Genomic DNA, 23,630 nt, shown 5'->3' with positions numbered 1-23,630 from the left:
CCACCGGACCGCGGTGAGGTGCCCCCAGCAGGGCTCGAACCTGCGACCTGCGGATTAAAAGTCCGTAGCTCTACCAACTGAGCTATAGGGGCCGTGCCGGAACAGAATACTGCCTTCCCGATCGGTCCCGAGCGGGGCCGCGTTTGAGGATTGGGCCTGCCGTGCCCTAAGCTAGCGAAGCTCCCAACGTGGCCACGTTGCGAGTCCCCGAAGAGATTCGGTTCTGGCCCCCTTCGTCTAGCGGCCTAGGACGCCGCCCTTTCAAGGCGGTAGCGCGGGTTCGAATCCCGTAGGGGGTACTCGCACCGCGGTGACGACGCGGAGCGAACAGCAAGGCCCTGTGGCGCAGTTGGTTAGCGCGCCGCCCTGTCACGGCGGAGGTCGCGGGTTCGAGTCCCGTCAGGGTCGCTTTATGCGGCGAGGCACCACGTGCCTTCCGGCCAGGTAGCTCAGTTGGTACGAGCGTCCGCCTGAAAAGCGGAAGGTCGCCGGTTCGATCCCGGCCCTGGCCACCTAAGTTTTAGCGCATTGTCCAGCGATTTCGTGTCGTGTCAGCTCGTTGTCGATTGTCGGCTAACTTCCCGGGTGGGCCTCTGGTGGGCCATCCTCGGGCGGGTTGTAATCCGGTTCCTTATTAGCGGTGTTGCTCAGTGCGTCGAGTGCATTCGCCACAGCGTCGAGTTCTGAGTCGTAGAGATCGGCGTAGGTGTGTGCGGTCACAGTGATGGATGCGTGCCCGAGCGTCCGCTGCAGCAACCTGAGATCAGCGCCGGCCCTCCGGGGTTACAGGTTGTGTCCGCTTAGCGTTAAAAGTACGTTGATGGATTCTGTGCCGCTTGGGTGAATGCCCGCCTGGCGGTACAACGTTCCGACCGTCGTTCCTCGTGTGGTCCATTCATCGCTGTACATCTGCCATTGTTCGAGGGCGGCGCAGCGTTCGAAGATTCCGGAGATAGACCACATCTCGGGTGATGGCGGCGGTGGTTCCCGTACCAGGGTCTGTTCGCTCGGCGGCGGGGGACAGTCATTCGCGGGTCGAACCAGGGTGTAGTCCTTGCGGGCGTGCATGGCGGCCAGGTAGCTGTCGATGTCAGCTCGCGGAGCCTTGAACGCCAGTGTGATGCTGGTGTCGGTCTCCATAGGTGCGTTGGTCTGGTGTGCGGTGGTTTCCAACGGAACCAGAGATGTTGGAAGGTGTGCCCATTTGGCGGCACCGTTGATCTTCTGCACCGCGTCGTCGATGGGAATGTCCTGAGTCGATACCTTCGTGACGTTGTCGAAACCGCAAGCGGTCGGGACCTGGGCAACGAGAAGCGCGATCGTAATGGCGATCAAGTGCATGCGTGGCACTAGCGCACCGCGCCTTCAACCGTGTGCACGCTACTGGACCCGGTTATGAGAAAGTCCTGTGCCAGTCCGGCGGCTTGAAGGTCATGTGCCCAGGAGGAAATCTGTTGTGTTGTACCGCTGGCGTAGGGATGCGTCGCAAAGTTGTACCAGTCGTAGACGTCATTGCGATAACTCAGCGCATATGTGCCATCGGGGTTCATGGTTAGGTTGTACGCGGTTGACAACGAGTAGTGACCCAGCGTCCGCACGTGGTCACCGTCGCTTCCCGCTACTGTCTGCCAGTCCGTAGTTCCGCTCAGGGTCACAGCCGTTCCGGTTCGTCGAGCTTCTTCATACGCTTGCTGGGTGACGTTGTTGATGTTGCCAGTAATCTGTTGCGGCGGCGACAGGAAACGGTCGCCGTAGCCGTTTTTCCCGTCCAATAGCCAAGAGTCGAGAAGCTCCGGCGGCAACTGTTTGGGAGCTCCCGTATTCCCCAGGTAGTGCTCCAGCATTCCTCTCGCTGCTGGCTGCTGATTTCTCGTCATCTCTTCCTCGGCAGCAGCGAGTACCGCAATCTCCTTGGGCCGAGCCGAGGTTTGCGAAGACCACCGTTGATCCCCGCCGTGTTTCCACGGGTCGTCATTAGTTCCAGGCAGCCGCGGTGGCGGGAGCGCATCAGGTGGGGACAGCGGGAAACGGTTATTCGCCGGCGCCGTGTCGCCACCCGCCCCGCCGTCGGCTCCTTCGTCGCCGAAGCCGAACTCGTGCAGGCCCGCGGTGGCGGTGGACAGGTTGCGGGCGATGTCGTCCTCGTCGCCGGCCAGTTTGTGGACCTGGGATTTGATGAAATCGGAGTGGCGCTCGGCTTCGAGGTCGCGCTGCTCCAGCTCGGCGGCGGAGCTGTACCAGGTAATGGTGTCGGTGACGGTGTAGTCCTCGCCCACCTGGAAGTTGTCTCTTTCGGCTTCGTCGACGGCGTCGAGCACTGATCGCTTGTTGCCGTCCTGGGCGTCGGCGCCGCGTTCGGCGATCCCGGCGGCCTTCTCCGCGATGTCGGCGGGGCCGCGGACTTTCACCAGGTCACGGTAGGCGCGGTCCTGGAAGGCTTCAGCTCCCGCACCGGTCCAGTCGGTGCCGCCGGGGCGCAGCGAGGAGTTGTTCACCTCGGTGAACGCCGACTCCCAGGTGCGTGCGAGGTTGCGCCAGGCGGTGGCGTTGGTCCGCAGGTGCTCCCAGCTCGCGGCGCGGACCTGCGACAGGGTGGGCAATCCGGGCATCGCCGCTTACCGGCCTGTCCCGAGCCCGGCGGCCCCGCCGTCACCGCCCGCGCTGCGGGGGGCCAGTGGAGTGAGGCCGGGCGGGAGTCCACCGGCGCCGCCGTCGCCGCCGGACCCGGAGGGCAGCTGCGATGCCACGGCGGTGAGGCGCTGCGCGCCGTGGTCGTCCTGGTTCTGGTGGGCGCCCGCCGCGGCGGTGAGCTTGCCGGCGTTGGCCGTCATCCGGGATTTGCATGCGGTGCCGGTGCTGCTCATGCTCGCGTTGACCGTGCTCGCGGCTGCACCGGTGGACTGCCATCCCGACGCGCTCACCGCGGGCAGAGTCGGGGAGACCGCACCGGCCACCGCTGAACACCGCTGCGCCAGCTCGTGCAGACCGCCCGGGGTGACCTTCAAAGGTGCGGGGGAGGTCATGAGGGAACTGTATTAGAGGATCACGGCCAGCGGAATTCAGCGTCGGCTCGGGGTGGCTCGGACAGGCCCAGGCTTCAGGCGCTCAGTCCGCGGTCCCGCAGCCCGGCACCGCGTGATCGTTGGAAATGTTGCGCACCAACCAATCGTCGCCTTTGTGAAGGGCGAATGTGACTTCTGATACCCCCGGAACGGGGTGGTCGTTTGTGTGTGGCCATTCGCTGCGGGCGGTGAAGTTGTATGTGTAGCAGGCGATCACGCTGGCGTCCCCCGCGGACAGTGACGAGATCGTGGCGGCCGCAAGGGCTATGTGGTCGGTTTCGCCCGTCGAAACGCCGCGGGTGTTGAGAAGTTCGCCTATGCCTTGGGCTTGGATCTTCACAGCGCCCGCCTGGTTGGCGCTGTCAACCACTGAATTGAATTTAGCCATCTCGGAGTCCGGTCCCGGCGGTGACTGAGGATCGCCCTGCCCGTAGTGCCGGTAATTCAAAATTGTTGGCCAGATCACGGTCGTGAACCGAGCGATGAGCGCCGGGTCTTGTGGCGCGTCAGGCTTGGCCTCAACGCGATCGCTTGACGCGCCGCATGCCAGAGCGGTGACTAGCGGAAAGACCAGACTGAGTACGAGTTTCATTGCGAGTCACCTTCTGTGTCGTGCCGTCGCAGCCCGCGTCGAGCGAGGCTGGCTCGGTGATGCGAGGATCCGATCAGCGTCCAGCTGTACCGGCCGGCCACGGCGGTGGTGGCCACGGCGCGCAGCAGCTGCGGGATCCCGCTCGTCTTCCGGGCGCGGCTCGTAGGCCTCGAACTCCGCAGCGATCTCGTCCTGGTGCTCAACGACCCAGGAGACGGCGCGGGGCGGGGTCATATAAGTAGTGTGCGCCGGGGTTATTCGGTTCCCATCCAGTCGTCGCTCACCGGGAATGGCTGCGCCCACGTCTTCAGCAGGGCGGCGATGTCCTGCACGCCGAGCTGTCCTTCCGCGACGTCAGTGGTCAGACCGATGACGTCGGCGGCGTCGATAGGCAGGTTGTAGCCGTTTACCAGGTAGAACATCGCCGTCGCAGTCCACGCGGTCCGCTTGTTTCCGGTGACGAACGGGTGATTACGCGCGAGACCGTGCAACAGCGCCGCGGCCTTCTCGTGGATGGAGGGGAAGGCATCTGCGCCGAACGCACTCACCTGAGGGCGCATCGCTGAGCTGTCCACGAGCCCGAAGTCACGAAGCTGATCCGGACCAACATGCTGCTCGTTGATGCGCAGGATGTCAGCAGCGGTGAGGTAGACGGTCATTTACATGTCTTCTAGCTTGTCCAGCGCAATGCGGTGCTGTTCAACCACGCGTTCGAAAGCTGAACGCATCAGGTCCTCGCGGCCGTGGATCTTGAGGTACTCGACGAGCGCACGTTTGATGACCTCGTTGCCCGAAATCCCGGTAACGAAGGCGTAGTTCTTCAGCGCGTCTGCAAGTTCGACGGGCAGGCGCACAGTCAGCCCTGCGGTGCGGATGTTGGAGTCTTGGGCAGCGGCAGTCATGACACCATGGTGGCACGTCCGCCATGGTTGTGTCTACGTCGACGTAACGCCCCCGATCCCTCTTCCTATCGAGTTAAACGATAATGAAACATTCAGCGCCGGCGCGCTGAACTCCGTATCACCGCTGCGCAGCTCGTTGAGCGGCTCGCCGAACTCGGCCGCACCGTGCACCGCAGCTGGGTTAGTGAAATTGAAAACGGCCGCCGGCGAGTAGATGTCGATGACCTGATCCAGCTGGGCGCCGCGCTTGACGTGTCGCCGGTGACGTTGTTGATGCCGCCGACGGTGCTCGCCGAGGAAACCGTGTCGAGCACCCCGATCGGCCCCCGTGACGCCGCGGACTACTGGGCTTTCCTTGTTGCCGAGGAATCGCACAGTCACCGCCGGATCGATCCGCCAGCTCCTTACGCCACCGAGGTGTTCCGGGCGACGGCTCGGCCGCGCTGGGCCGGGTGACCGCCCTGCCCAAGCCGCGGTAAAACCGCCTCAGCTAACCGGCCCGCACCCACTCGGCGCGGTTTTCACCGTCGTCCAGCAGAGCACGGCGGCGTGACCCAGGTGACCCAGGCGACCCACAGTGACCCGCGAGAATGACCCACGAGTGACCCATTCTGCCCACCACGCACCCCCGCCGTGGACTGAAAGCCCAGGTCACTGGACGGTGGCACTCAGCACCGACCTGGGCAGACGTTAGACCGCCGTTCTGAAAAGCGGAAGGTCGCCGGTTCGATCCCGGCCCTGGCCACCACTTCCGATCTTCGCGGTTTATCCCGGTAGGGCTGCTAACCGGAAACAGCGTCCCGTTGTTGCCGAGCGGACCGCAGAACCGATCCCGCGGTCAGGCATGCGGACTTGTCGCGGTCCGCAGCTTCGATGGGCAGGTTGGCGGCGCAGCGCATCACCATCAAGGCGAGTGCGCTGCGGGTCGCATACGAGATGACCAGCAGGTTGACGCAAGCCTGCGTGCCGCTGAGGGTCATCACGTGCTGGCGTTTGCGTTCCCAGCCCGGCCAGTTGAGGTCAGGTGGTCGCTGCAGTGGTGACCAATTCACATCGATAGCGGTGATCTCTCCGAGCAGGGGAGTCAGGGTCGCGACGAGGTTCGGCAATTCATTGGTGATGCGATCAACCCGCGGCCACCAGGCGCCGTCGATGTCGCGACCGAGCTCGCGCGCAACCGTGAGGCGGATAGGGCGGGCACGGCGTGTCCCGCCGATCGGATGGCTCATCGCAGCTGCTCCCGCTGACACCGGGCGCGCCCGGTGATCACACTGACGCACGTGTCACGAACGGAAACCGGTCTTCGTATGTCTAAGTTTCGCACCACATCTCACAATCCACGGGCTGTTCCCTGACGGTCGGATTCGACTGGCCCGTGGGTACGGGTAGGCCGAGGAATCACAATTGCCCGAGGGGGCCGACCGTGGCGAGTCTGGGTGGCCACCGCTGACAATGAAGCGGCTCGCGTTTGACCGTACGCCACCTGCCGCGTTTCGGCGGCGGTTCGACAGCGGGCGGCCCCTAGACTGGGCCGCTGTGCACCGTGCATCCCCTCAGCGGACGGCTGCAGTCCTCACTGCCGCCGCCGCCTTGATCGCGTCCGGCCTGGCGGCGGCCAGCGCCGCCCCTGATGACAAAATTCTGCTCGGCGGCGGCGCCGGGATCACCCTCAACGACGCCACGCTGTGCACGCTGACCGCCATCGGCCACGACAGCGCCGGTCGACTGATCGGTTTCACGTCGGCCCACTGCGGCGGACCCGGCTCGCAGGTCGTCGCAGAGGGCGCCGAAGATCACGGCGCCGTGGGCAAGGTGGTAGCCGCCGACGACGCTCTCACCTATGCGGTGATCGAGTTCGATCCGGCGAGGGTGAAGCCGATCGCTGACTACGAAGGCTTCGGGATTTACGGCCTCGGCCCCGCCGACCCGGAACCTGCCAGCCCAGAGCCGGCCAACCCAGAACCTGCCAGCCCAGAACCTGCCAGCCCAGAACCTGCCAGCCCAGAACCTGCCAACCCCGAACCTGCCAGCCCTGAACCTGTCGCGCCGGAACCCGTCGCGGCGAAGCAGGCATGCAAACTCGGCCGGGGCACCGGACTCAATTGCTTCGATGTCGTTCTTGCCGGACTGGACTCCGCCGGCGAGGAGTGGTGGCAACCCGGTGATGACGGATCACCGATCACCATCGACAACCTGCTCATCGGCATGGTCCGTGACGGATCCGTCCCGGCCGCGCCGCTGGACCAGTCGGGGCCGGGAATCGTGATGTTCAAGGAGATCCTCGGCGACGTCAACGCCAAGGGCGGCCCGGGCGCCGGGTTCGGCCTCGGCTAGCCCTGAAATCCTCAGGGCCGCAACGTCTCCGGGCAGAGTTCGGATTGCGCCGCCTGGATCTGCACCTCGGCCGCTTCGGGGCTGTAGTAGAAGGTGTTGGTCAGCTGGCGCACCAGGTCACCCGGTGAGATGCCGGACCGATAGGTGCCGGTGTGGCCGTACATCCGCAACTGGGCGCAGATGTAGTGCCCTGACGTCACCTTGACGTCATCGGCGACCGGGATCGCCACCGGCGATGCGTTGACCTTCGCCAGATAACTGGCGTCGTCGGCATGGGCGGCGGGTGCGGCGGCCAATGCCGCGACGGCGAGCAGCGGTGCGGCGATCCTCACGGTCACGTGCATGACCTCCATCGTGCCACCGCAACCCGGTGGACGAGACGCATCCGTCTCCGGCGCAATTCCCCGCGCGCCACCGCGCGGCTGGCTATCGTGCCAGCCATGGCAGTCAAGGATTCCCGCGAAGTGGTCATCGAAGCGAGCCCGGAGGAGATCTTCGATGTCCTCGCCGACATAGAGGCCGTGCCGTCCTGGTCGCCGCAATACCAGAGCTCCGAGGTGCTCGACACCCACGACGACGGTCGGCCGCGCCGGGTGCGAAACAGGATCAAGGCCGCCGGCATGACCGACGAGCAGGTGATCGAATACACCTGGACCGCCGACAGCGTCGCGTGGACCTTGGTGTCGGCCGGCCAACTCAAGGCGCAGGACGCTAAATACACGCTGACCCCGCAGGGCGACAAGACCAAGGTTCGCTTCGATATGAACGTCGACCCGTCGATCCCGATCCCGGGGTTCCTGCTCAAGAGCACCCTCAAGGGCGGCATGAAGACCGCCACCGACGGCCTACGGACGCAGGTGTTGAAGGTCAAAAAGGGCGGCTGACTGCGGTTTCGTTCAAAGCCCGCCCGGGGCCGCCTGCCGGGCTAGGCTCGATGTAGTGGCTGTTCGAGCATCGCGGGAAATTGTGATTGACGCGCCGCCGGAGAAAATCCTCGACGCGCTCGCCAATGTGTCCGATCTGGTGTCCTGGTCGCCGGTGCACAAGCGGGTGGAGATCCTCGACAAATACGACGACGGACGTCCCCACCACGTCCGCGCCACCATCAAGGTTCTGGGGTTGGTGGACAAGGAGATCCTGGAATACCACTGGGGGCCGGACTGGGTGGTCTGGGATGCCAAGGCGACGACGCAGCAGCGCGCCCAGCACGTCGAGTACACCCTCACCAGGGAAGGCCCGGACAGCACCCGGGTGCGCTTCGATATCACCGTCGAGCCTTCCGGGCCGATCCCGGCGTTTCTGGTCCGCCGCGCCAGCAACATGGTCCTGGCCACCGCCACCGAAGGCTTGCGGCAGCAGGTGATGGGCGACCGGGCTGCTACCGAGCCGTGACCCGCCCGTCGCGCAGGATCTCCAGGCGCCGGAGCGCCTCATCGAGGGTGTCCTCCCGCTTGACAAAGGTGAATCGCACCAAGTGATTCCAGACCTCGGGCGCCACGGCGTCCGCCGCGGGCACGCAGAACGCCGACAGCGGGATCGCTGCCACCCCGGCCCGATGCGGCAGGTCGGCGCAGAACGTCGTGCTGTCGTCGTAGCCCAACGGGCGCGGGTCGGCGCACAGAAAATAGGTGCCGAAACTGTCGTGTACCTCGAAGCCGACTCGTGCCAGACCGTCGGCGAGCCGGTCCCGCCGGGCCTGCATGGTCGCGCGTAGCGTCGCCACCCAGGCGTCCTCGGTGTTGAGTGCCAACGCCACCGCCGGCTGGAACGGCGCCCCGCCGACGTAACTCAAGTACTGCTTGGCGGCCCGCACCCCGACCAGCAGCTCCGCCGGCCCGCAGGCCCAGCCGATCTTCCAGCCGGTGCAGTTGAACATCTTCGCCGCACTGGAGATCGTGACGGTGCGCTGCGCCATCCCTTCGAAGCCGGCCAGCGGCAGGTGGGTGCGTCCTTCGGGGCCCGGGTAGACGAGGTGCTCGTAGACCTCGTCGGCGATGACCAGCAGATCGGCCTCTACCGCGATGCGGGCGATTGCCGCGAGCTCGGCTTCGGTGAACACCGTCCCGGTCGGGTTGTGCGGCGAGTTGACGATCAGCGCCCGGGTGGCGGGACCGACGGCGCGGCGCAACCCGTCGACATCCAACGCGAAGCCGCGGCCGTCGGGAACCAGCGGCACACTGACCCGCCGTGCTCCGGCCATCGCCACCACCGGGGAGTAGGAGTCGTAGAACGGCTCGAGCAAGATCACCTCTGAGCCCGGCTCGACCAGGCCGAGCACCGCGGCGGCGATGGCCTCGGTGGCGCCGACCGTCACCAGGACTTCGGTGTCCGGGTCGTAGTCGATGCCGAAGTGCCGCTTGCGTTGACTGGCGACGGCTTCCCGCAGGGGCGGAATTCCCAGACCGGGCGGGTACTGGTTGACGCCATCGGCGATCGCGGATCGGGCGGCCTCGAGCATGGCCGGCGGTCCGTCTTCGTCGGGGAAACCCTGGCCGAGGTTGACCGCGCCTATCCGGGCGGCAAGCGCCGACGTCTCGGCGAAGATCGTGGTGGCATAGGGCGCTAACCGCGACACCGTCATAACCGGCAAGCTTAGGAGTCAGGCGGCGTCAACCCGCAGAACGTCGGCCCCATAGTGCCCAACCATCCGGTTGATAGGCTGTCCTGTTAGGGTGGAAAGTAGGGGACTACGCTCCCAGCAGACGCAATCGAAGAATCCGCATCGAACTGAAGAGGAACTCCAGCCATGTCCGAAGAAGCCTTCATCTACGAGGCCATTCGCACCCCGCGCGGCAAGCAGCGCAACGGGGCGCTGAACGAGGTCAAGCCGGTCGACCTGGCCGTCGGCCTGGTCAACGAACTGCGCACCCGCAACCCCGACCTGGACGTGAACCAGATCAGCGATGCCGTGTTCGGCGTGGTGTCACCGGTCGGTGACCAGGGCGGCGACATCGCCCGCACCGCGATGCTGGCTGCCGGCATGCCCGAGACCACCGGCGGCGTGCAGCTCAACCGGTTCTGTGCCTCCGGCCTGGAAGCCATCAACACCGCCGCCGCCAAGGTGAAGGCCGGCTTCGACGACCTGGTGCTCGCCGGCGGTGTGGAGTCGATGAGCCGGGTGCCGATGGGCTCCGACGGCGGCGCCTGGGCCAGCGACCCCGACACGAACTACCAGATCGGCTTCGTCCCGCAGGGCATCGGCGCCGACCTGATCGCCACCATCGAGGGCTTCTCCCGCGAGGACGTCGACGCCTACGCGGCGCGTTCCCAGGAGTTGGCGGCCGCGGCCTGGTCCGGCGGTTACTTCGCCAAGTCCGTGGTGCCGGTCCGCGACCGCAACGGCCTGGTGATCCTCGACCACGACGAGCACATGCGTCCCGGCTCGACGGTGGAGAGCCTGGGCAAGCTCAAGACCGCGTTCGACGGGGTCGGCGCGATGGGCGGCTTCGACGACGTGGCGCTGCAGAAGTACCACTTCATCGAGAAGATCAACCACGTGCACACCGGCGGGAACAGCTCCGGCATCGTCGACGGCGCTGCGCTGTTGCTGGTCGGGTCGGAAAAGGCGGGCAAGGAGCAGGGGTTGACCCCGCGGGCCCGGATCGTGGCCGCTGCCACCAGTGGCGCCGACCCGGTCATCATGCTCACCGGCCCCACCCCGGCTACCCAGCGGGTGCTCGACCGCGCCGGATTGACCGTCGACGACATCGACCTGTTCGAGCTCAACGAGGCGTTTGCCTCCGTGGTGCTGAAGTTCCAGAAGGACCTGAACATCCCGGATGAGAAGCTCAACGTCAACGGTGGCGCCATCGCGATGGGTCACCCGCTCGGGGCGACCGGCGCGATGATCACCGGCACCATGGTCGACGAACTGGAGCGTCGGGGTGCCCGCCGCGCTCTGATCACACTCTGCATCGGCGGTGGCATGGGCGTCGCCACCATCATTGAGCGCGTCTGAGAGGTTTTTGAAAATGGCAGAGAACACCATCCAGTGGGATAAAGACGCTGACGGCATCGTCACGCTGACCCTTGACGACCCGACCGGGTCGGCCAACGTGATGAACGAGCACTACAGCGAGTCCATGCACAACGCGGTGGAACGCCTTGTGGCGGAGAAGGATTCGATCACCGGCGTGGTCATCACCAGCGCGAAGAAGACATTCTTCGCCGGCGGTGACCTCAAGGCGATGATCAACGTCGGCCCGGAGAACGCTCAGCAGGCGTTCGACCAGGTGGAGAACATCAAGAAGGATCTGCGTGCCCTGGAGACCCTGGGCAAGCCGGTCGTCGCCGCCATCAACGGCGCGGCACTCGGCGGGGGCTTGGAGATCGCGCTGGCCTGCCATCACCGGATCGCCGCGGACGCCAAGGGCAGCCAGCTCGGTCTGCCCGAGGTCACCCTGGGCCTGCTGCCCGGTGGCGGCGGTGTCACCCGCACGGTGCGCATGCTGGGCATCCAGAACGCGTTCATGAACGTGCTGGCTCAGGGCACCCGGTTCAAGCCGGCCAAGGCCAAGGAGATCGGCCTGGTCGACGAGGTGCTGCCGACCGTTGAGGAGCTGGTGCCGGCCGCCAAGGCCTGGATCAAGGCCAACCCGGATTCGCACACCCAGCCGTGGGATGTCAAGGGCTACAAGATGCCCGGCGGCACCCCGTCGACCCCGTCACTGGCGGCGATCCTGCCGTCGTTCCCGGCCCTGCTGCGCAAGCAGCTCAAGGGTGCGCCGATGCCCGCGCCGCGGGCCATTCTGTCGGCCGCAGTCGAGGGCGCGGCCGTGGACTTCGACACCGCCAGCCGCATCGAGAGCCGGTACTTCACCTCGCTGATCACCGGCCATGTCGCCAAGAACATGATCCAGGCGTTCTTCCTGGATCTGCAGACGATCAACGGCGGCGGCAGTCGGCCCGACGGCATCGGCCAGACCCCGATCAAGAAGATCGGTGTGCTGGGCGCCGGGATGATGGGCGCGGGCATCGCCTACGTGTCGGCCAAGGCCGGCTACGACGTGGTGCTCAAGGACGTCAGCCTGGAGGCCGCACAGAAGGGCAAGGGCTACTCGGAGAAGCTGGAAGCCAAGGCTCTGGAGCGCGGACGTACCACCGAGGAGCGGTCAAAGGCACTGCTGGACAAGATCACCCCGGCCGCCGACCCGAACGACCTCAAGGGCGTCGACTTCGTGATCGAGGCGGTCTTCGAGAGCCAGGACCTCAAGCACAAGGTCTTCCAGGAGATCGAGGACATCGTCGAGCCCAACGCCCTGCTGGGGTCGAACACCTCCACGCTGCCGATCACCGGTCTGGCGACCGGCGTGAAGCGCCAGGAGGACTTCATCGGGATCCACTTCTTCTCGCCGGTCGACAAGATGCCGCTGGTGGAGATCATCCGCGGCGAGAAGACCTCCGACGAGGCGCTGGCCCGGGTGTTCGACTACGTGCTGGCGATCAAGAAGACCCCGATCGTGGTCAACGATTCCCGCGGCTTCTACACCTCCCGCGTCATCGGCACCTTCATCAACGAGGCGCTGGCGATGCTGGGCGAGGGAGTGGAGCCGGCCAGCATCGAGCAGGCCGGTCTGCAAGCCGGCTACCCGGCCGCACCGCTGCAGCTCTCCGACGAGCTCAACCTGGAGTTGATGCACAAGATCGCCGTCGCCACCCGCGAGGGCGTCGAGGCGGCCGGCGGCAGCTACGAGAAGCAGATGAACGAGATCGTCGTCGAGAAGATGATCGAGCTCGGTCGTCCGTCACGCCTGAAGGGTGCGGGCTTCTACGAGTACGTCGACGGCAAGCGCACCGGCCTGTGGCCGGGGCTGCGCGAGACGTTCAAGTCCGGCAGCTCCACTCCGCCGCTGCAGGACATGATCGACCGGATGCTGTTCGCCGAGGCGCTGGAGACGCAGAAGTGCCTCGACGAGGGTGTGCTGACCTCGACCGCCGACGCCAACATCGGCGCGATCATGGGCATCGGGTTCCCGCCGTGGACCGGTGGGACCCACCAGTACATCGTCGGCTACCCCGGCGGCAAGGCCGGCTTCGTGGCACGGGCCAAGGAACTGGCCGCCCGCTACGGCGACCGGTTCAACCCGCCGGCCTCGCTGCTGTAGCCAGGCGGGAACAGACCGGAAAAGACGTGGAATCCCCCGAACCCTCGTGGCTTCGGGGGATTTCGCGTCTGCTGGACTACCGGGTGAGTATCACCGTCGGGAAGCTGCTGGAGACGGCGTTGTGGCTGGGCCTGCTCTACGTGGTCATCGGGGTGGTGTGCCTGTTTCTGCGCCCCGACGGCGTGGAACTCCTGCAAACCCGGGCCGAGCAGCAGTTCGGCATACCGCCCAACAGCATCTATGAGGTGGCGACGGTGGCCGGAGTGCTGCTGTGGCCGCTGATGATGCTGCTGCCCAGTGCCTGCGGATCCTGAAGCTCAGGCCCGGCGGGCCAACAAGTAGTGCCGCACCGGCTGGCCGCTGTTGGCCGGCAAATAGTTCGGCTCGTCGCCGGAGGTGATCAGCTCCCACTCCGGACCGAAGAGCCGTTCGATCTCGGCCTGGTCGATACCGCGGACTCCGAACAACGCGCCGGGGGTGAATGCGACGATCAGCAGCCGCGAGTCGAGCGCGGTCACCGCGTTGACCTGCTGGGCGTAGACCGCCCGGTCGTGGTCGTTCATCCCGTGCAGGCAGCCGCTGTCGGTCACCAGGTCGAAGTCATTACCGAGACCGGCCGAGGCGAGCTGGGCGATGTCGGCGCAGACGAACCGCACCGACACTTTGCCGGCTTGGGCCTTGGCCCGGGCGGTGCGCAGCGCCCGGGGAGCGAAGTCGACGCCGGTGACCTGCCATCCGTTCTGCGCCAGGTAGATGGAGTTGTCTCCGGTGCCGCAGCCCAGATCCAGCGCGGTGCCCGGCGACAACGCCACGCTCGTGTCGGTCTCGACCAGGTTGCGCAGTCCGCGGGCCAGTGCGTGGCTATCCCACGGGGTGAAACCCGCCCGATACATCCCCCGGAACACCAACCGCCTGGCCGTCATGGCGCCTAGATCGCCCCCAGATCGGTCGACACCCAGTGCTGCGGCCGCAGGTAGATGACGACCTGCTCGCCCAGTTGGGCCAGCGCGAACTGGAGGAACCGCTCGGCCCGTTCGGCTGGCAGGTAGCGGTGGGCCAGCTCGACGTGATGATCTTCGGTGCCCGGTTCGATACGGCTGACGGGACCGTCGACGGCGACGTAGCGCAGTGTCGGTTCCGCCTGCTCCACCATCAGCGAGAAGCATCCGGCCGCCTCGATGAGCCGCGCCTTGCGCGACGTGGCCCCGGTCAGGATCCAGGGCTCGCCGCCCGGGACGTACTGGTACCAGATCGGCACCGTCAACGGGCCGCGGCCGGCGCCGGCATCCACCGACAGCGCCGCGATGCGCGGCTCGGCGAGAAACCGTTCGCGTTCGTCCTTGGATAGAGCCATGTTTCGAGGCTAGCGGCAATTCCACACTCAGAGCGTGTGCCGTGCTGGCGGGTCGCCTAGATCGCGGGACCCAGCAGGTCATCGGCGTCGCGGATGATGTAGCCGTAGCCCTGCTCGGCCAGGAACCGCTGCCGGTGCGCGGCATATTCGGCGTCCAGACTGTCGCGGGCGACCACCGAGTAGAACACCGCCCCACCGCCGTCGGCCTTGGGGCGCAGCAGCCGGCCCAGACGCTGGGCCTCCTCCTGGCGGGATCCGAAGGTGCCCGAGACCTGCACGGCCACCGACGCTTCGGGTAGGTCGATGGAGAAGTTGGCGACCTTGGACACCACCAGGGTGGACACCTCACCCTTGCGGAACGCGTCGAACAGCCGCTCGCGTTCGGCGGTGCGGGTCGAGCCCTGGATCACCGGGGCGTCCAACTGCTCGCCCAGTTCCTCCAGTTGGTCGAGGTAGGCGCCGATCACCAGGGTCTGCTCGCCGGGATGCTGTTTGAGGATCGAGCGCACCACCGCGATCTTGGAGTGCACCGTCGAGCACAGCTTGTAGCGCTCCTCCGGCTCGGCGACGGCGTAGGTCATCCGCTCGCTCTCGGTCATGGTGACCCGCACCTCGATGCACTCGGCCGGCGCAATCCAGCCCTGGGCCTCGATGTCCTTCCACGGCGCGTCGTAGCGCTTCGGCCCGATCAGGCTGAACACGTCGCCTTCCCGGCCGTCCTCCCGGATCAGGGTGGCGGTCAGCCCGAGGCGCCGCCGCGACTGCAGGTCGGCGGTCATCCGGAACACCGGCGCGGGCAGCAGATGCACCTCGTCGTAGATGATCAGCCCCCAGTCTCGGCTGTCGAACAGCTCCAGATGCCGATACTCGCCTTTGGTGCGACGGGTGATCACCTGATAGGTGGCGATGGTGACCGGCCGGACCTCCTTGCGTTCCCCGGAGTACTCGCCGATCTCCTCTTCGGTCAGCGACGTCCGCGCGATCAGCTCGCGTTTCCACTGCCGGCCGGCGACGGTGTTGGTGACCAGGATCAGCGTGGTGGCACCGGCTTTGGCCATCGCCGCAGCGCCGACGAGTGTCTTGCCGGCGCCGCACGGCAGCACCACCACCCCCGAGCCGCCCGCCCAGAACGAGTCGACAGCCATCTCCTGGTAGTCACGCAGCTCCCAGCCGTCCTGGCGCAGCTCGATCGGATGTGCCTCGCCGTCGACGTAGCCGGCCAGATCTTCTGCGGGCCAACCGATTTTGAGCAGCATCTGCTTGACCCGGCCCCGCTCGCTGGGATGCACCACGACGGTGTCGTCATCGAGGCGGGCGCCGAGCATCGGGGCGATCTTCTTGTTGCGCAGCACCTCCTCGAGCACGGCGCGATCCAGGCTGACCAGGGTCAGGCCGTGCACCGGGCTCTTCACCAGCTGTAGACGCCCGTAGCGGGCCATGGTGTCGACGATGTCGACCAGCAGCGGCTGCGGCACCGCGTAGCGGGAGTGACTGACCAGTGCGTCGACCACCTGCTCGGCGTCGTGGCCGGCCGCGCGGGCGTTCCACAACGCCAGCGGGGTGATCCGGTAGGTGTGCACGTGCTCGGGGGCGCGCTCCAACTCGGCGAACGGCGCGATCGCGGCGCGGGCCGCGCCGGCCTGCTCATGGTCGACCTCGAGGAGCACGGTTTTGTCGGATTGGACGATCAACGGCCCATCGGCACCGCTCATGGCGCTGCTCCTCCTCATCGCTGGCGCTCTGCATCGTCGGCAGCGCGCATGGCGCCCATTATCCGGAAGATGCCGACAAACTCACTGTTCGGTCGACGAGATGGACGTGATGCGGTGGATGGTGAAGTCCCGCATCTGCCCGGAGGTCGAATCGAACGCCACCAACTGGCCGCCGCGGACCAGCACGGGGGAGACCTCCCGCTGGGTGGCCACCCCGGCGGGGTCGACGTAGCCGATCAGCACCGTGGACCCCTCCGAGGCGGCGCGCCTCAACATGATCATCGCGGTCACGGGCTCCAGGCGGATGTTGTCGAACGGCGCCGAGGTCACCGTGCGCAGTACCCGGACCAGCGAGGACAGGCTTTCGCCGCTGGGCCCGGTGACCGGCCGATGTCCGCGGCGCTCCGCGGGGGTCGGCACCCGCATCCCGCGCGCCCGGATGTCGACGATCGTTCCGGTGGCATCCTCGGCGGCCGGGGCGAAACCGGCGTCGCGCAATGCCGCCAGCACGTCGGCTATCGGGGCCTGCGCCACCGCCACCGTCGGGGCCAACACCCGCAGGCCGAGCGCCTCGGCGGCTGGCACCGCGACCGCCTGGGCCAGCAGGACCGGATCCTCGCAGCGCACGAAGGACGCCGCCATCCCGATCCGCAGCTGTCCATGCCGGCGCGCTACGTCGTCGATCAGATAGGCGAGCCCCTGCGGCACCGGGGTCTTCGAGTGCTTTGCGAAGAACGCGTGCAGACCCGCGCCGGTCCGGCCGACGTCCAGGGCGGCCCGGATGGTCTGTTCGGAGACCCGGTACACCATTGCCGCACCGGCCGACTCGACGGTGGCGACGACGGCCAGTTCCTCGGCGAGCTCACGTTTCAGCGGCCCGGGCACCACCACGGTCAGATCGGCCTGCACCAGAAAATGGTCGACCGGCTCGGGCAGCGCTTTGGTCATGGCCGAGATGGCCGCGATGGCTGCGGTGGCGGCCGCTGCGGGATTGGTGCCATTCGGGACGCCGTCCAGCAGCGCACGCCCCGGGGAGCTGATCGCGCCGCGGCCCAGCAACCCGAGCGCATGGGCCTCGTCGAGCAGCTCGCCCAGCGGCCCGGGCTGGAGTCGATTCGCCCAGCGCGGCCGGCGCCAGATCAATGCCTGCGACGCGGAAACGGCGTCGGCCCCGGCGCCGTCCGGCAGTTCGGCGAGCATGCCCAGCAGCAGTCGTCGATCCAACGGGGCGGCGGTGGAGAACAGCGGCGTGGACAGCGCCGCCCGCGGCTTGCCGTCCGGGCCGCGGCTGCCGATCAGGCCCGGCCGGGCCGGCAGATCCAGCCAGGTGGCGGCCAGCAGCTGCCAGCGCTCGGCGGTGGGGCGCTCGGCGAACCGGTCGGCGAGCACCGTCGGCGCCCAGTACGGGCCGTCTGCGTCGGGCCACTCCCGCTGGTCGACAGTGGCAGGGTCGGGATAGTCCGAGGCGATCAACCGGGCGGTGGCCGCCACCTCGAGCAGCAAGCCCAGCCGGGTCTCATCGACGCCGGTCGTCTTGGCCAGTCGCTTGGCTTCGCGGACGCCCAGCCCGCCGCTGCGCAGCTCAGGTACCGGCGCATCGCCCAGGCTGGCCAGGATCAGGTCGAGCTCGCGCAACAGGTCGAGCACCGCTCCGGCGGCGGCCGCGTCGACGTCGGCCGCCGTGGTCTGCGAGACCACCGGGTCGGGTGGTCGCAGGGCGATCGGACCCGGCTGCTCACCACGCAGCACCTGCCCGACCACCCGGGGCAGGATCACCGTGTCGTCGTCGATACGGCGTAGCAGTCCCGCCGCCAGCAGCCGCGGCACCGGATGCTCCGGCGGCGCCCCGGGGGCGGCGTCACGGGTGCGGCCGATCGGGGAGCCCGCCAGGAGCTTGTCCAACAGGTCACGCTGGGGTGCGTCGAGGTCGGCGATGGCGTCGATGAGCACCGGCATCTGCTCATCTGTCACCGGGTCCTCGCGGGTGACCTGGCCCGGATGCCACGGCAGGCCGGCACCCGCCTCGGCGGCCACCCGCAGCGCACCGCCCGGGCCGGGCGAACCCCAACACAGCGCCCGCTGGATCAGGTCGGTCAACGCCCCGTGCACCGCGTCGGCGGGCGCGCGCGCACCGATCAGCGTCAGCAACGCGGCCACCGGTACCGCGGCGGTGTCAGCCTCCAGCACCAGCAGGGCGTCGATGACCGCGAGCCGCAGAAAATCCAGCTCGTCGGTGGCCGCCCGCACCGACTGGCGGGCCTGCGCCCGCGCCGCCAGGGCGGCGATACTGCCCGGCGGCGGTTGGGCGAGGTCGGGCCGCAGCTCCAGTAGCCGGATCAGACCCTCGTCGGGCAGGTCGGCCAGCCACGACCCCAGCGGGATACCCCGGGCGTGTTCGGTCATCGACGACCAGCGTAAGGCCCAACCGGTGAACGACGCCGATCGCGACCTGTCAGAATGGAAGCCGTGGCTGCAAACCAGGACAACAAGAACCGGTACGTCGACAACGGGTGGCCCGAGACCGACGGCGAACCCGCAGTGAGCGAGCTGCGCACCGACCGGGCCGGCGCCCTGTCGCCGTTCGGGGACGTGGTCTTCCCGCTCCCGTCCGACGCTCTGCCGTACCTGCATCCGGTCACCGCCGTCAACCGGTAGCCGGTGACCGCCATGACCGGGCCGCTCTCACACCTCGACGAACGCGGCGCGGCCCACATGGTCGACGTCAGCGCCAAGGGAGCCACCAAACGCACCGCCGTCGCCGCCGGGGTGCTGCGCACCACCGCGCAGGTGGTGCAGCTGATCTCGGCCGGCGGGCTGCCCAAGGGTGACGCGCTGGCCACCGCGCGGGTGGCGGGCATCATGGCCGCCAAGCGCACCTGCGATCTGGTCCCGCTCTGCCACCAGCTGGCGCTCACCGGTGTCGACGTCGACTTTGCGATCGGCGAAGCGCAGATCGACATCACCGCCTCGGTGCGCACCACCGATCGCACCGGGGTGGAGATGGAGGCGCTGACCGCGGTCAGCGTCGCTGCTCTGACCCTCTACGACATGATCAAGGCCGTCGACCGCGCTGCCGTCATCGACGACATCCGGGTGCTGAGCAAAGACGGCGGACGTACCGGGGCATGGGAGCGCCAATGAGTGTCCCGAGCGCCCGGACCGCCCACGTCATCATCGCCTCCACTCGCGCCTCGGCCGGGGTGTACACCGACCGCACCGGGCCGATCATCGCCGACTGGTTGGCGCAGCGCGGCTTCGCACCGGCACAACCGGAGGTTGTTCCCGACGGGGAGGCCGTCGGCGCGGCGCTGCGGGCCGCGGTGGCCGCGCCCGTCGACCTGGTCATCACCTCTGGGGGGACCGGGATCTCGCCGACCGACGACACCCCGGCGCAGACGGTCGCCGTGCTGGACTACGAGATACCGGGACTGGCCGATGCCATCCGCCGCTCGGGGCTGCCGAAGGTGCCGACCTCGGTGCTGTCCCGTGGCGTGTGCGGAGTGGCCGGGCGGACCCTGATCGTCAACCTGCCGGGCTCGTCCGGTGGGGTGCGCGACGGGCTCGGTGTACTCGCCGAGGTGCTGGAGCATGCCCTGGATCAGCTGGCCGGCGGGGATCACGACCGATGACGGGCACCGGTGCGTTGGTGCTGCGGGCGGCGGTCACCGAGCAGCCCATCGTGCTGAGCGAACACGAGGACCTGGTGGGCCACCGGGCCGCCGGGGCGATCGTCGGCTTCGTCGGCATGATCCGCGATCACGACCATGGGCGATCGGTGACCCGGCTGGAGTATTCCGCGCACCCCACGGCGCAGCAGGTGATGGCCGACGTGCTGGCCGAGATCGCCGAACAGGCCCCCGGGATTCGCGCGCTGGCGGCCAGCCACCGGATCGGTGCCCTGCACATCGGTGATGCCGCGCTGGTGGCCGCCGTGGCGGCTGATCACCGCGGGGAGGCGTTCGCGGCCTGCGCGCTACTGGTCGACACCATCAAGGCACGGCTGCCGGTGTGGAAGCACCAGTTCTTCGCCGACGACACCGAGGAGTGGGTCGGCTCGGCCTGACAGCGGCGAGATACGAAAAAGCGGGGGCCGGATATCCGGCCCCCGCTTCTTCGTTGCTTCTGCGTAGCTATGCGACCCGGCTGGGCTGCTGCGCGAACGCGGCAAGCGCGTCGTTGCCGCTGACGTTCTCCGACCGGATGGCTTGCCACAGCTGCTGGTGGAAGCCGACCGAGACGGCCTGCGCCTTCTCACCCTCGGGTGCCGGGGCTACCTCGTCGCCGGGCGCGGGCGCCTCGGGAGCAGGAGCCTCGGGAGCCGGGGGCATCCACCAGGGTGCCTCGGGGGCCGGCGGCGGGACGTCCTCGGCGGCCGGGGCCGGTGCCTCGGGCGCGGGTGCCTCCGGGGCCGGGGCCTCGGGGGCCGGAGCCTCAGGGGCCGGCGGCAGGTCCTCGGCGATCGGGGGAGCCTCGGGTGCCGGGGCCTCAGGAGCCGGAGCCTCCGGAGCGGGCGGCAGCCAGCCTGCCGGAGCCGCCGGGGCGGCGTCCTCGGCTGGTGCCGGTGCCTCGGGGGCCGGCGGGGCCCACCACGGTGCCGGCTCGGGGGCCGGCGGCGGGGCCATCGGGTTGTCCATGGCCACGGTCTGGCCGTTGACGTCCGGGTTGTCGATGGGGGCGTCGGCGGGGGCCGCCGGGACCTCACGCTGCGACGCGCCGGACAGGCCGCGGCCGCAGGTCGGCCAGGCGCCGCGTCCCTGGGTCGCCAGCACGTGCTCGGCGATGGCGATCTGCTGCTCGCGGCTGGCCAGGTGCGCCGAGGGGGCGTACTTGCTGCCGCCGTGGCCGCTCCAGGTGCTGGGCGAGAACTGCAGGCCGCCCTGGTAGCCGTTGCCGGTGTTGATGCCCCAGTTGTTGCCGGACTCGCACCGGGCTACGTGGTCCCATTCGTCATCGGTGGCTGCGGCCGCGTGCCCGGCGAGGGTAAGGCTGCCGCCACCGATCACGGCACCGGTGAAGGCGATCTTGGCGATGTTGACGTTCGACTGGGTGGGCTTGCGATGCCGTCCACTCATACGGTGGTGAATTCCTCTCTGTCTACGCCTGCGAGGTCAGCGTCGGGTGCGGGCTGATGAGATTGCCCGGCCGTGGCGCACCGTGGTGCGTCGTATGGCTTCACCCCAAGGAACCGGTTGTGGCCCCAGGTCCGCTCGCGGCGGACCCGGTGGGTCCCCCGCCTCCATCCATCAGGTATTCGTCGGATTCCCCGCCCCGTTGGATGGAGCTCGGCGCTACGAGAGGGGAAAGGTGGATCGACCGGAAAATTTTCGATGCACCCGGAGATGTACCGTAACCGGTCTTACCGGGCTCGTCACGCTTAGCGCTCCGGGGTGTTTTCACTGCCGGTTCTTCTAAAAACACCAGGTAGTGGCTGCATCTGTGCAGGTCAAAGAGGGCGCTACCAAGCCGTTGTCAGTCCGTAATCAATTCGTTATGTGACGTAGATCATGCTATCCGCCGGCGAACGGGGGCAGCACGTCGATGGTCTCGCCGGGCTGAAGCGCCGCCGCGTGATCGCGCACCGCGACCCCGTCCCGCAGGTAGGAGCATCGGTTCAACACGGTCGCCAGCCGCTCATTGCGACCGGCGAGCGCCTCGGTGAGTTCGGTCACGCCGGCCCCGGTGGGCACGGTGACGGTCTCCGAGTCGGCTCCCGCCGCCGCGCGAGCCGCGGCGAAGTAGCGGACGGTCACCGCAACTCCGGTGGTGTCGCTCACCTGCTGGGCCATGAGTCAGCCTCCTATCGCGCTCATCGGGCGGTCCGGCTGGATGAAGTCCGGATCATTGATGCCGTGGCCGGCCTTCTTGGTCCACATCGCAGCCCGCCACGCCTGCTCGATGGCGTCGTCGTCGGAGCCGTCCCGCAGCAGGGCCCGCAGATCGGACTCCTCGGCGGCGAACAGGCAGTTGCGGATCTGGCCGTCGGCGGTCAGCCGAGTTCGGTCACAGTCGCCGCAGAACGGCCGCGACACCGACGCGATGATGCCGAACGTGCCGGCCGGACTGTCCGGCCCCTCCTCGACCAGCCACACCTCGGCCGGTGCGGAGCCGCGCGGTTTCGGATCGACGCGCAACGTGAACTGTGCCTGCACCAGTTCCAGCAGTTGGTCGACGCCGAGCCCGGCGTCGCGGCTCCAGTTGTGGTCGGCGTCCAGCGGCATCATCTCGATGACCCGCAGGTGGTAGCCGTGTTGCAGGCAGAAGCGCAGCAGGTTGACGATGTCCTCGCCGGTGACCTTGGGCGCGAGCACCGCGTTGACTTTGATCGGCGCCATGCCGGCGCGCGCGGCGGCGTCGAGGCCGTCGAGCACGTCGGGCAGCCGGTCCCGCCGGGTGATCTCGGCGAAGTGGGCGCGGTCGACGGTGTCCAGAGATACGTTGATCCGGTCGAGCCCGGCGGCCACCAGAGCACCGGCTCGCCGCGCCAGTCCCAGGCCGTTGGTGGTGAGTGCGATCTCGGGCCGCGGCCGTAGGTTCGCCGCAGCGGCCACCACATCTTCGAGGTGGCGGGCCAGCAGCGGCTCGCCACCGGTGAACCGGATGTCGGTGATGCCCAGCCGGGTGACGCCGATGCCCAACAGCCGGATCAGCTCATCGTCCTGCAGGAGGTGCTGGCTGGGAATCCAGTCCAGGCCTTCGGCCGGCATGCAGTAGGTGCAGCGCAGGTTGCACCGGTCGGTCAGGGATATCCGCAGGTCGGTGTGCACTCGGCCGAACGTGTCGACCAGTGGTCCGGTGGTCGGCATCTGTTCGGCGATGGCTCGCTCCACCGAGTCATGGAAGGCCTGCCGGGCGGCCTTCTTGTCATCCGCGCCGGCAGCGTCCACCTGCGGTGCTGGGGTCTGCGGACCCCGTTGCCTCAACGTCATGTGCGTATCCGATTCGGTCGGCCGGAAAGCGACCGGATCGCATTCGGGATCCGGCGCGTATCTCCTCCAGCGGCTCCACCAGCTTACCGAGGAATCCGGCGTGCTCCGCGGGCCGCCGTCCGAGTAAGATCAGCTGGCGACGCGTCCTGCGAAGGCGGGGCGCTTCCTTTATGTCCGTCCACTACGTGATCAAGCAAGACAAGCAGGTGAGACCAGTGCCGACCGGCAAGGTGAAGTGGTACGACGTCGCGAAGGGCTTCGGCTTCCTGTCCCAGGAAGAGGGCGAGGACGTCTACGTCCGCGCCTCGGCCCTGCCGGACGGTGTGGAAGGTCTCAAGGCGGGCCAACGGGTGGAGTTCGGCGTGGCAGCCGGACGCCGTGGACCGCAGGCGCTGACAGTCACGCTGATCGACCCGCCGCCGAGCCTGTCGCGCACCCGTCGTGAGGCAGCACCTCCGACCGAGCACAAGCACAGCCCCGACGAGCTGCACGGCATGGTCGAGGACATGATCACCTTGCTGGAAGGCACGGTGCAGCCGGAACTGCGCAAGGGCAAATACCCCGACCGCAAGACCGCTCGGCAGATCTCCGAGGTGGTCAAGGCTGTGGCCCGCGAACTCGACGCGTAGACGGGCTGAGCCCGG

Annotated in this window: 28 protein-coding genes, 4 tRNA genes, 2 pseudogenes and 1 riboswitch; of the genes and pseudogenes, 16 read left to right on the top strand and 18 right to left on the bottom strand. The window is 67.8% G+C overall.

Annotation, left to right across the window (positions count from 1 at the left end; genetic code table 11):
- Positions 1 to 19 precede the first annotated feature (19 nt).
- A tRNA-Lys gene (locus tag ACZYY4_RS16015) sits at positions 20 to 92 on the bottom strand.
- Positions 93 to 226: 134 nt separating this feature from the next.
- Between ACZYY4_RS16015 and ACZYY4_RS16010 the strand changes: the two genes are divergently transcribed.
- The 3 genes from ACZYY4_RS16010 to ACZYY4_RS16000 all read left to right on the top strand — a co-directional run bounded on the left by ACZYY4_RS16010 (position 227) and on the right by ACZYY4_RS16000 (position 512).
- Positions 227 to 299, top strand: a tRNA-Glu gene (locus ACZYY4_RS16010).
- Between the two features lie 35 nt (positions 300 to 334).
- Positions 335 to 408 (top strand) — tRNA-Asp (locus ACZYY4_RS16005).
- 30 nt (positions 409 to 438) lie between these two features.
- Positions 439 to 512 (top strand) — tRNA-Phe (locus ACZYY4_RS16000).
- A 61-nt stretch (positions 513 to 573) separates the two neighbouring features.
- Here the strand turns inward: ACZYY4_RS16000 and ACZYY4_RS15995 are convergent.
- The 7 genes and pseudogenes from ACZYY4_RS15995 to ACZYY4_RS15965 form a co-directional block, all read right to left on the bottom strand.
- Positions 574 to 780, bottom strand: a pseudogene (locus ACZYY4_RS15995) (tyrosine-type recombinase/integrase); the annotation flags it as partial.
- Positions 781 to 783: 3 nt separating this feature from the next.
- Positions 784 to 1,341: a hypothetical protein gene (locus tag ACZYY4_RS15990; RefSeq protein ID WP_463810972.1), complete on the bottom strand. Its 558-nt coding sequence runs from the start codon at positions 1,339 to 1,341 to the stop codon at positions 784 to 786.
- Between the two features lie 8 nt (positions 1,342 to 1,349).
- Complete coding sequence (locus ACZYY4_RS15985) at positions 1,350 to 2,495, bottom strand: hypothetical protein (protein WP_463810971.1); 1,146 nt, start codon at positions 2,493 to 2,495, stop codon at positions 1,350 to 1,352.
- Between the two features lie 120 nt (positions 2,496 to 2,615).
- Positions 2,616 to 3,023: a hypothetical protein gene (locus ACZYY4_RS15980; RefSeq protein ID WP_463810970.1), complete on the bottom strand. Its 408-nt coding sequence runs from the start codon at positions 3,021 to 3,023 to the stop codon at positions 2,616 to 2,618.
- A gap of 82 nt (positions 3,024 to 3,105) precedes the next feature.
- Positions 3,106 to 3,654, bottom strand: coding sequence for a hypothetical protein (locus ACZYY4_RS15975; RefSeq protein WP_463810969.1), 549 nt, complete (start codon positions 3,652 to 3,654; stop codon positions 3,106 to 3,108).
- 254 nt (positions 3,655 to 3,908) lie between these two features.
- The gene (locus tag ACZYY4_RS15970) at positions 3,909 to 4,313 is read right to left on the bottom strand and encodes a type II toxin-antitoxin system death-on-curing family toxin (RefSeq protein WP_463810968.1); all 405 of its coding nucleotides are present in this window, start codon (positions 4,311 to 4,313) and stop codon (positions 3,909 to 3,911) included.
- Positions 4,314 to 4,556, bottom strand: a complete 243-nt coding sequence (locus ACZYY4_RS15965; RefSeq protein ID WP_463810967.1) for a DNA-binding protein — start codon at positions 4,554 to 4,556, stop codon at positions 4,314 to 4,316. It abuts the gene before it with no gap.
- 90 nt (positions 4,557 to 4,646) lie between these two features.
- Between ACZYY4_RS15965 and ACZYY4_RS15960 the strand changes: the two are divergent.
- Positions 4,647 to 4,808: pseudogene (locus tag ACZYY4_RS15960) on the top strand (helix-turn-helix domain-containing protein); the annotation flags it as partial.
- 9 nt (positions 4,809 to 4,817) lie between these two features.
- Positions 4,818 to 5,012, top strand: coding sequence for a hypothetical protein (locus tag ACZYY4_RS15955; protein WP_463810966.1), 195 nt, complete (start codon positions 4,818 to 4,820; stop codon positions 5,010 to 5,012).
- A gap of 326 nt (positions 5,013 to 5,338) precedes the next feature.
- On the opposite strand, the gene ACZYY4_RS15950 is transcribed toward ACZYY4_RS15955, so the two are convergent.
- Complete coding sequence (locus ACZYY4_RS15950) at positions 5,339 to 5,785, bottom strand: DUF5994 family protein (RefSeq protein ID WP_463810965.1); 447 nt, start codon at positions 5,783 to 5,785, stop codon at positions 5,339 to 5,341.
- Positions 5,786 to 6,092: 307 nt separating this feature from the next.
- Between ACZYY4_RS15950 and ACZYY4_RS15945 the strand changes: the two genes are divergently transcribed.
- On the top strand, positions 6,093 to 6,890 hold the full coding sequence (locus ACZYY4_RS15945) for a chymotrypsin family serine protease (protein ID WP_463810964.1): 798 nt from the start codon (positions 6,093 to 6,095) through the stop codon (positions 6,888 to 6,890).
- Positions 6,891 to 6,901: 11 nt separating this feature from the next.
- Here the strand turns inward: ACZYY4_RS15945 and ACZYY4_RS15940 are convergent, their stop codons facing one another.
- The gene (locus ACZYY4_RS15940; protein ID WP_463810963.1) at positions 6,902 to 7,234 is read right to left on the bottom strand and encodes a DUF732 domain-containing protein; all 333 of its coding nucleotides are present in this window, start codon (positions 7,232 to 7,234) and stop codon (positions 6,902 to 6,904) included.
- A 96-nt stretch (positions 7,235 to 7,330) separates the two neighbouring features.
- On the opposite strand from ACZYY4_RS15940, the gene ACZYY4_RS15935 reads away from it, so the two are divergent.
- Both ACZYY4_RS15935 and ACZYY4_RS15930 read left to right on the top strand, forming a co-directional pair.
- Entirely contained in the window at positions 7,331 to 7,774 is a 444-nt protein-coding gene (locus ACZYY4_RS15935) for an SRPBCC family protein (protein ID WP_463810962.1), read from the top strand.
- Positions 7,775 to 7,829: 55 nt separating this feature from the next.
- Positions 7,830 to 8,282: an SRPBCC family protein gene (locus ACZYY4_RS15930; RefSeq protein WP_463810961.1), complete on the top strand. Its 453-nt coding sequence runs from the start codon at positions 7,830 to 7,832 to the stop codon at positions 8,280 to 8,282.
- Here the strand turns inward: ACZYY4_RS15930 and ACZYY4_RS15925 are convergent.
- Positions 8,269 to 9,471 carry a pyridoxal phosphate-dependent aminotransferase gene (locus ACZYY4_RS15925; protein ID WP_463810960.1) on the bottom strand — a complete coding sequence of 401 codons (1,203 nt, stop codon included), beginning with the start codon at positions 9,469 to 9,471 and terminating at the stop codon, positions 8,269 to 8,271. The two genes, ACZYY4_RS15930 and ACZYY4_RS15925, sit on opposite strands and share 14 nt — an antisense overlap.
- Before the next feature lie 165 nt (positions 9,472 to 9,636).
- Between ACZYY4_RS15925 and ACZYY4_RS15920 the strand changes: the two genes are divergently transcribed.
- The 3 genes from ACZYY4_RS15920 (at position 9,637) to ACZYY4_RS15910 (ending at position 13,308) form a co-directional block, all read left to right on the top strand.
- Positions 9,637 to 10,848, top strand: coding sequence for an acetyl-CoA C-acetyltransferase (locus ACZYY4_RS15920; protein WP_463810959.1), 1,212 nt, complete (start codon positions 9,637 to 9,639; stop codon positions 10,846 to 10,848).
- A gap of 13 nt (positions 10,849 to 10,861) precedes the next feature.
- On the top strand, positions 10,862 to 12,994 hold the full coding sequence (locus ACZYY4_RS15915; protein ID WP_463810958.1) for a 3-hydroxyacyl-CoA dehydrogenase NAD-binding domain-containing protein: 2,133 nt from the start codon (positions 10,862 to 10,864) through the stop codon (positions 12,992 to 12,994).
- Positions 12,995 to 13,077: 83 nt separating this feature from the next.
- Positions 13,078 to 13,308, top strand: coding sequence for a hypothetical protein (locus ACZYY4_RS15910; RefSeq protein ID WP_463810957.1), 231 nt, complete (start codon positions 13,078 to 13,080; stop codon positions 13,306 to 13,308).
- Positions 13,309 to 13,311: 3 nt separating this feature from the next.
- Here the strand turns inward: ACZYY4_RS15910 and ACZYY4_RS15905 are convergent, their stop codons facing one another.
- The 4 genes from ACZYY4_RS15905 to ACZYY4_RS15890 all read right to left on the bottom strand — a co-directional run bounded on the left by ACZYY4_RS15905 (position 13,312) and on the right by ACZYY4_RS15890 (position 18,463).
- Positions 13,312 to 13,917 carry a class I SAM-dependent methyltransferase gene (locus ACZYY4_RS15905; RefSeq protein WP_463810956.1) on the bottom strand — a complete coding sequence of 202 codons (606 nt, stop codon included), beginning with the start codon at positions 13,915 to 13,917 and terminating at the stop codon, positions 13,312 to 13,314.
- Positions 13,918 to 13,922: 5 nt separating this feature from the next.
- Positions 13,923 to 14,348 (bottom strand): pyridoxamine 5'-phosphate oxidase family protein, encoded by a 426-nt coding sequence (locus tag ACZYY4_RS15900; protein WP_463810955.1) that lies wholly within the window; start codon positions 14,346 to 14,348, stop codon positions 13,923 to 13,925.
- Positions 14,349 to 14,404: 56 nt separating this feature from the next.
- The gene (locus tag ACZYY4_RS15895; RefSeq protein WP_463810954.1) at positions 14,405 to 16,060 is read right to left on the bottom strand and encodes a DNA repair helicase XPB; all 1,656 of its coding nucleotides are present in this window, start codon (positions 16,058 to 16,060) and stop codon (positions 14,405 to 14,407) included.
- An 81-nt stretch (positions 16,061 to 16,141) separates the two neighbouring features.
- Positions 16,142 to 18,463, bottom strand: a complete 2,322-nt coding sequence (locus ACZYY4_RS15890; protein ID WP_463810953.1) for a helicase-associated domain-containing protein — start codon at positions 18,461 to 18,463, stop codon at positions 16,142 to 16,144.
- Between the two features lie 54 nt (positions 18,464 to 18,517).
- Here ACZYY4_RS15890 and ACZYY4_RS15885 point away from each other — a divergent pair, with 54 nt between their 5' ends.
- The 4 genes from ACZYY4_RS15885 to ACZYY4_RS15870 are packed head-to-tail and all read left to right on the top strand — an operon-like array spanning position 18,518 to position 20,123.
- Positions 18,518 to 18,715 (top strand): hypothetical protein, encoded by a 198-nt coding sequence (locus ACZYY4_RS15885; RefSeq protein WP_463810952.1) that lies wholly within the window; start codon positions 18,518 to 18,520, stop codon positions 18,713 to 18,715.
- 12 nt (positions 18,716 to 18,727) lie between these two features.
- On the top strand, positions 18,728 to 19,201 hold the full coding sequence (moaC, locus tag ACZYY4_RS15880; RefSeq protein ID WP_463810951.1) for a cyclic pyranopterin monophosphate synthase MoaC: 474 nt from the start codon (positions 18,728 to 18,730) through the stop codon (positions 19,199 to 19,201).
- Positions 19,198 to 19,689: a MogA/MoaB family molybdenum cofactor biosynthesis protein gene (locus tag ACZYY4_RS15875; RefSeq protein WP_463810950.1), complete on the top strand. Its 492-nt coding sequence runs from the start codon at positions 19,198 to 19,200 to the stop codon at positions 19,687 to 19,689. Before moaC ends, ACZYY4_RS15875 begins: the two co-directional genes overlap by 4 nt.
- On the top strand, positions 19,686 to 20,123 hold the full coding sequence (locus ACZYY4_RS15870) for a molybdenum cofactor biosynthesis protein MoaE (RefSeq protein ID WP_463810949.1): 438 nt from the start codon (positions 19,686 to 19,688) through the stop codon (positions 20,121 to 20,123). The genes ACZYY4_RS15875 and ACZYY4_RS15870 overlap by 4 nt, the downstream gene beginning before the upstream one ends.
- 67 nt (positions 20,124 to 20,190) lie before the next feature.
- On the opposite strand, the gene ACZYY4_RS15865 is transcribed toward ACZYY4_RS15870, so the two are convergent.
- The 3 genes from ACZYY4_RS15865 to moaA form a co-directional block, all read right to left on the bottom strand.
- Positions 20,191 to 21,132 carry a transglycosylase family protein gene (locus tag ACZYY4_RS15865; protein WP_463810948.1) on the bottom strand — a complete coding sequence of 314 codons (942 nt, stop codon included), beginning with the start codon at positions 21,130 to 21,132 and terminating at the stop codon, positions 20,191 to 20,193.
- 9 nt (positions 21,133 to 21,141) lie between these two features.
- A riboswitch (cyclic di-AMP (ydaO/yuaA leader) is annotated at positions 21,142 to 21,327 on the bottom strand.
- A gap of 240 nt (positions 21,328 to 21,567) precedes the next feature.
- On the bottom strand, positions 21,568 to 21,846 hold the full coding sequence (locus ACZYY4_RS15860) for a MoaD/ThiS family protein (RefSeq protein WP_463810947.1): 279 nt from the start codon (positions 21,844 to 21,846) through the stop codon (positions 21,568 to 21,570).
- A 3-nt stretch (positions 21,847 to 21,849) separates the two neighbouring features.
- Complete coding sequence (moaA, locus tag ACZYY4_RS15855; RefSeq protein WP_463810946.1) at positions 21,850 to 22,986, bottom strand: GTP 3',8-cyclase MoaA; 1,137 nt, start codon at positions 22,984 to 22,986, stop codon at positions 21,850 to 21,852.
- A 215-nt stretch (positions 22,987 to 23,201) separates the two neighbouring features.
- Between moaA and ACZYY4_RS15850 the strand changes: the two genes are divergently transcribed.
- Positions 23,202 to 23,615, top strand: a complete 414-nt coding sequence (locus ACZYY4_RS15850) for a cold-shock protein (protein WP_463811036.1) — start codon at positions 23,202 to 23,204, stop codon at positions 23,613 to 23,615.
- Positions 23,616 to 23,630 lie beyond the last annotated feature (15 nt).

The sequence above is a fragment of the Mycobacterium sp. IDUB_21 genome (assembly GCF_055419425.1).
Note: the sequence above shows the minus strand (reverse complement) of the source record. Positions and strands in the feature narration are given on the sequence as shown.

Bases quoted from the DNA above. Each gene is read 5' to 3' on its own strand.
- ACZYY4_RS15990 (WP_463810972.1), bottom strand. From the start codon at position 1,341: ATGCACTTGATCGCCATTACGATCGCGCTTCTCGTTGCCCAGGTCCCG.
- ACZYY4_RS15980 (WP_463810970.1), bottom strand. From the start codon at position 3,023: ATGACCTCCCCCGCACCTTTGAAGGTCACCCCGGGCGGTCTGCACGAG.
- ACZYY4_RS15975 (WP_463810969.1), bottom strand. From the start codon at position 3,654: ATGAAACTCGTACTCAGTCTGGTCTTTCCGCTAGTCACCGCTCTGGCA.
- ACZYY4_RS15970 (WP_463810968.1), bottom strand. From the start codon at position 4,313: ATGACCGTCTACCTCACCGCTGCTGACATCCTGCGCATCAACGAGCAG.
- ACZYY4_RS15965 (WP_463810967.1), bottom strand. From the start codon at position 4,556: ATGACTGCCGCTGCCCAAGACTCCAACATCCGCACCGCAGGGCTGACT.
- ACZYY4_RS15950 (WP_463810965.1), bottom strand. From the start codon at position 5,785: ATGAGCCATCCGATCGGCGGGACACGCCGTGCCCGCCCTATCCGCCTC.
- ACZYY4_RS15940 (WP_463810963.1), bottom strand. From the start codon at position 7,234: ATGCACGTGACCGTGAGGATCGCCGCACCGCTGCTCGCCGTCGCGGCA.
- ACZYY4_RS15935 (WP_463810962.1), top strand. From the start codon at position 7,331: ATGGCAGTCAAGGATTCCCGCGAAGTGGTCATCGAAGCGAGCCCGGAG.
- ACZYY4_RS15925 (WP_463810960.1), bottom strand. From the start codon at position 9,471: ATGACGGTGTCGCGGTTAGCGCCCTATGCCACCACGATCTTCGCCGAG.
- ACZYY4_RS15920 (WP_463810959.1), top strand. From the start codon at position 9,637: ATGTCCGAAGAAGCCTTCATCTACGAGGCCATTCGCACCCCGCGCGGC.
- ACZYY4_RS15915 (WP_463810958.1), top strand. From the start codon at position 10,862: ATGGCAGAGAACACCATCCAGTGGGATAAAGACGCTGACGGCATCGTC.
- ACZYY4_RS15905 (WP_463810956.1), bottom strand. From the start codon at position 13,917: ATGACGGCCAGGCGGTTGGTGTTCCGGGGGATGTATCGGGCGGGTTTC.
- ACZYY4_RS15900 (WP_463810955.1), bottom strand. From the start codon at position 14,348: ATGGCTCTATCCAAGGACGAACGCGAACGGTTTCTCGCCGAGCCGCGC.
- ACZYY4_RS15895 (WP_463810954.1), bottom strand. From the start codon at position 16,060: ATGAGCGGTGCCGATGGGCCGTTGATCGTCCAATCCGACAAAACCGTG.
- ACZYY4_RS15890 (WP_463810953.1), bottom strand. From the start codon at position 18,463: ATGACCGAACACGCCCGGGGTATCCCGCTGGGGTCGTGGCTGGCCGAC.
- ACZYY4_RS15885 (WP_463810952.1), top strand. From the start codon at position 18,518: ATGGAAGCCGTGGCTGCAAACCAGGACAACAAGAACCGGTACGTCGAC.
- moaC (WP_463810951.1), top strand. From the start codon at position 18,728: ATGACCGGGCCGCTCTCACACCTCGACGAACGCGGCGCGGCCCACATG.
- ACZYY4_RS15875 (WP_463810950.1), top strand. From the start codon at position 19,198: ATGAGTGTCCCGAGCGCCCGGACCGCCCACGTCATCATCGCCTCCACT.
- ACZYY4_RS15870 (WP_463810949.1), top strand. From the start codon at position 19,686: ATGACGGGCACCGGTGCGTTGGTGCTGCGGGCGGCGGTCACCGAGCAG.
- ACZYY4_RS15865 (WP_463810948.1), bottom strand. From the start codon at position 21,132: ATGAGTGGACGGCATCGCAAGCCCACCCAGTCGAACGTCAACATCGCC.
- ACZYY4_RS15860 (WP_463810947.1), bottom strand. From the start codon at position 21,846: ATGGCCCAGCAGGTGAGCGACACCACCGGAGTTGCGGTGACCGTCCGC.
- moaA (WP_463810946.1), bottom strand. From the start codon at position 22,986: ATGACGTTGAGGCAACGGGGTCCGCAGACCCCAGCACCGCAGGTGGAC.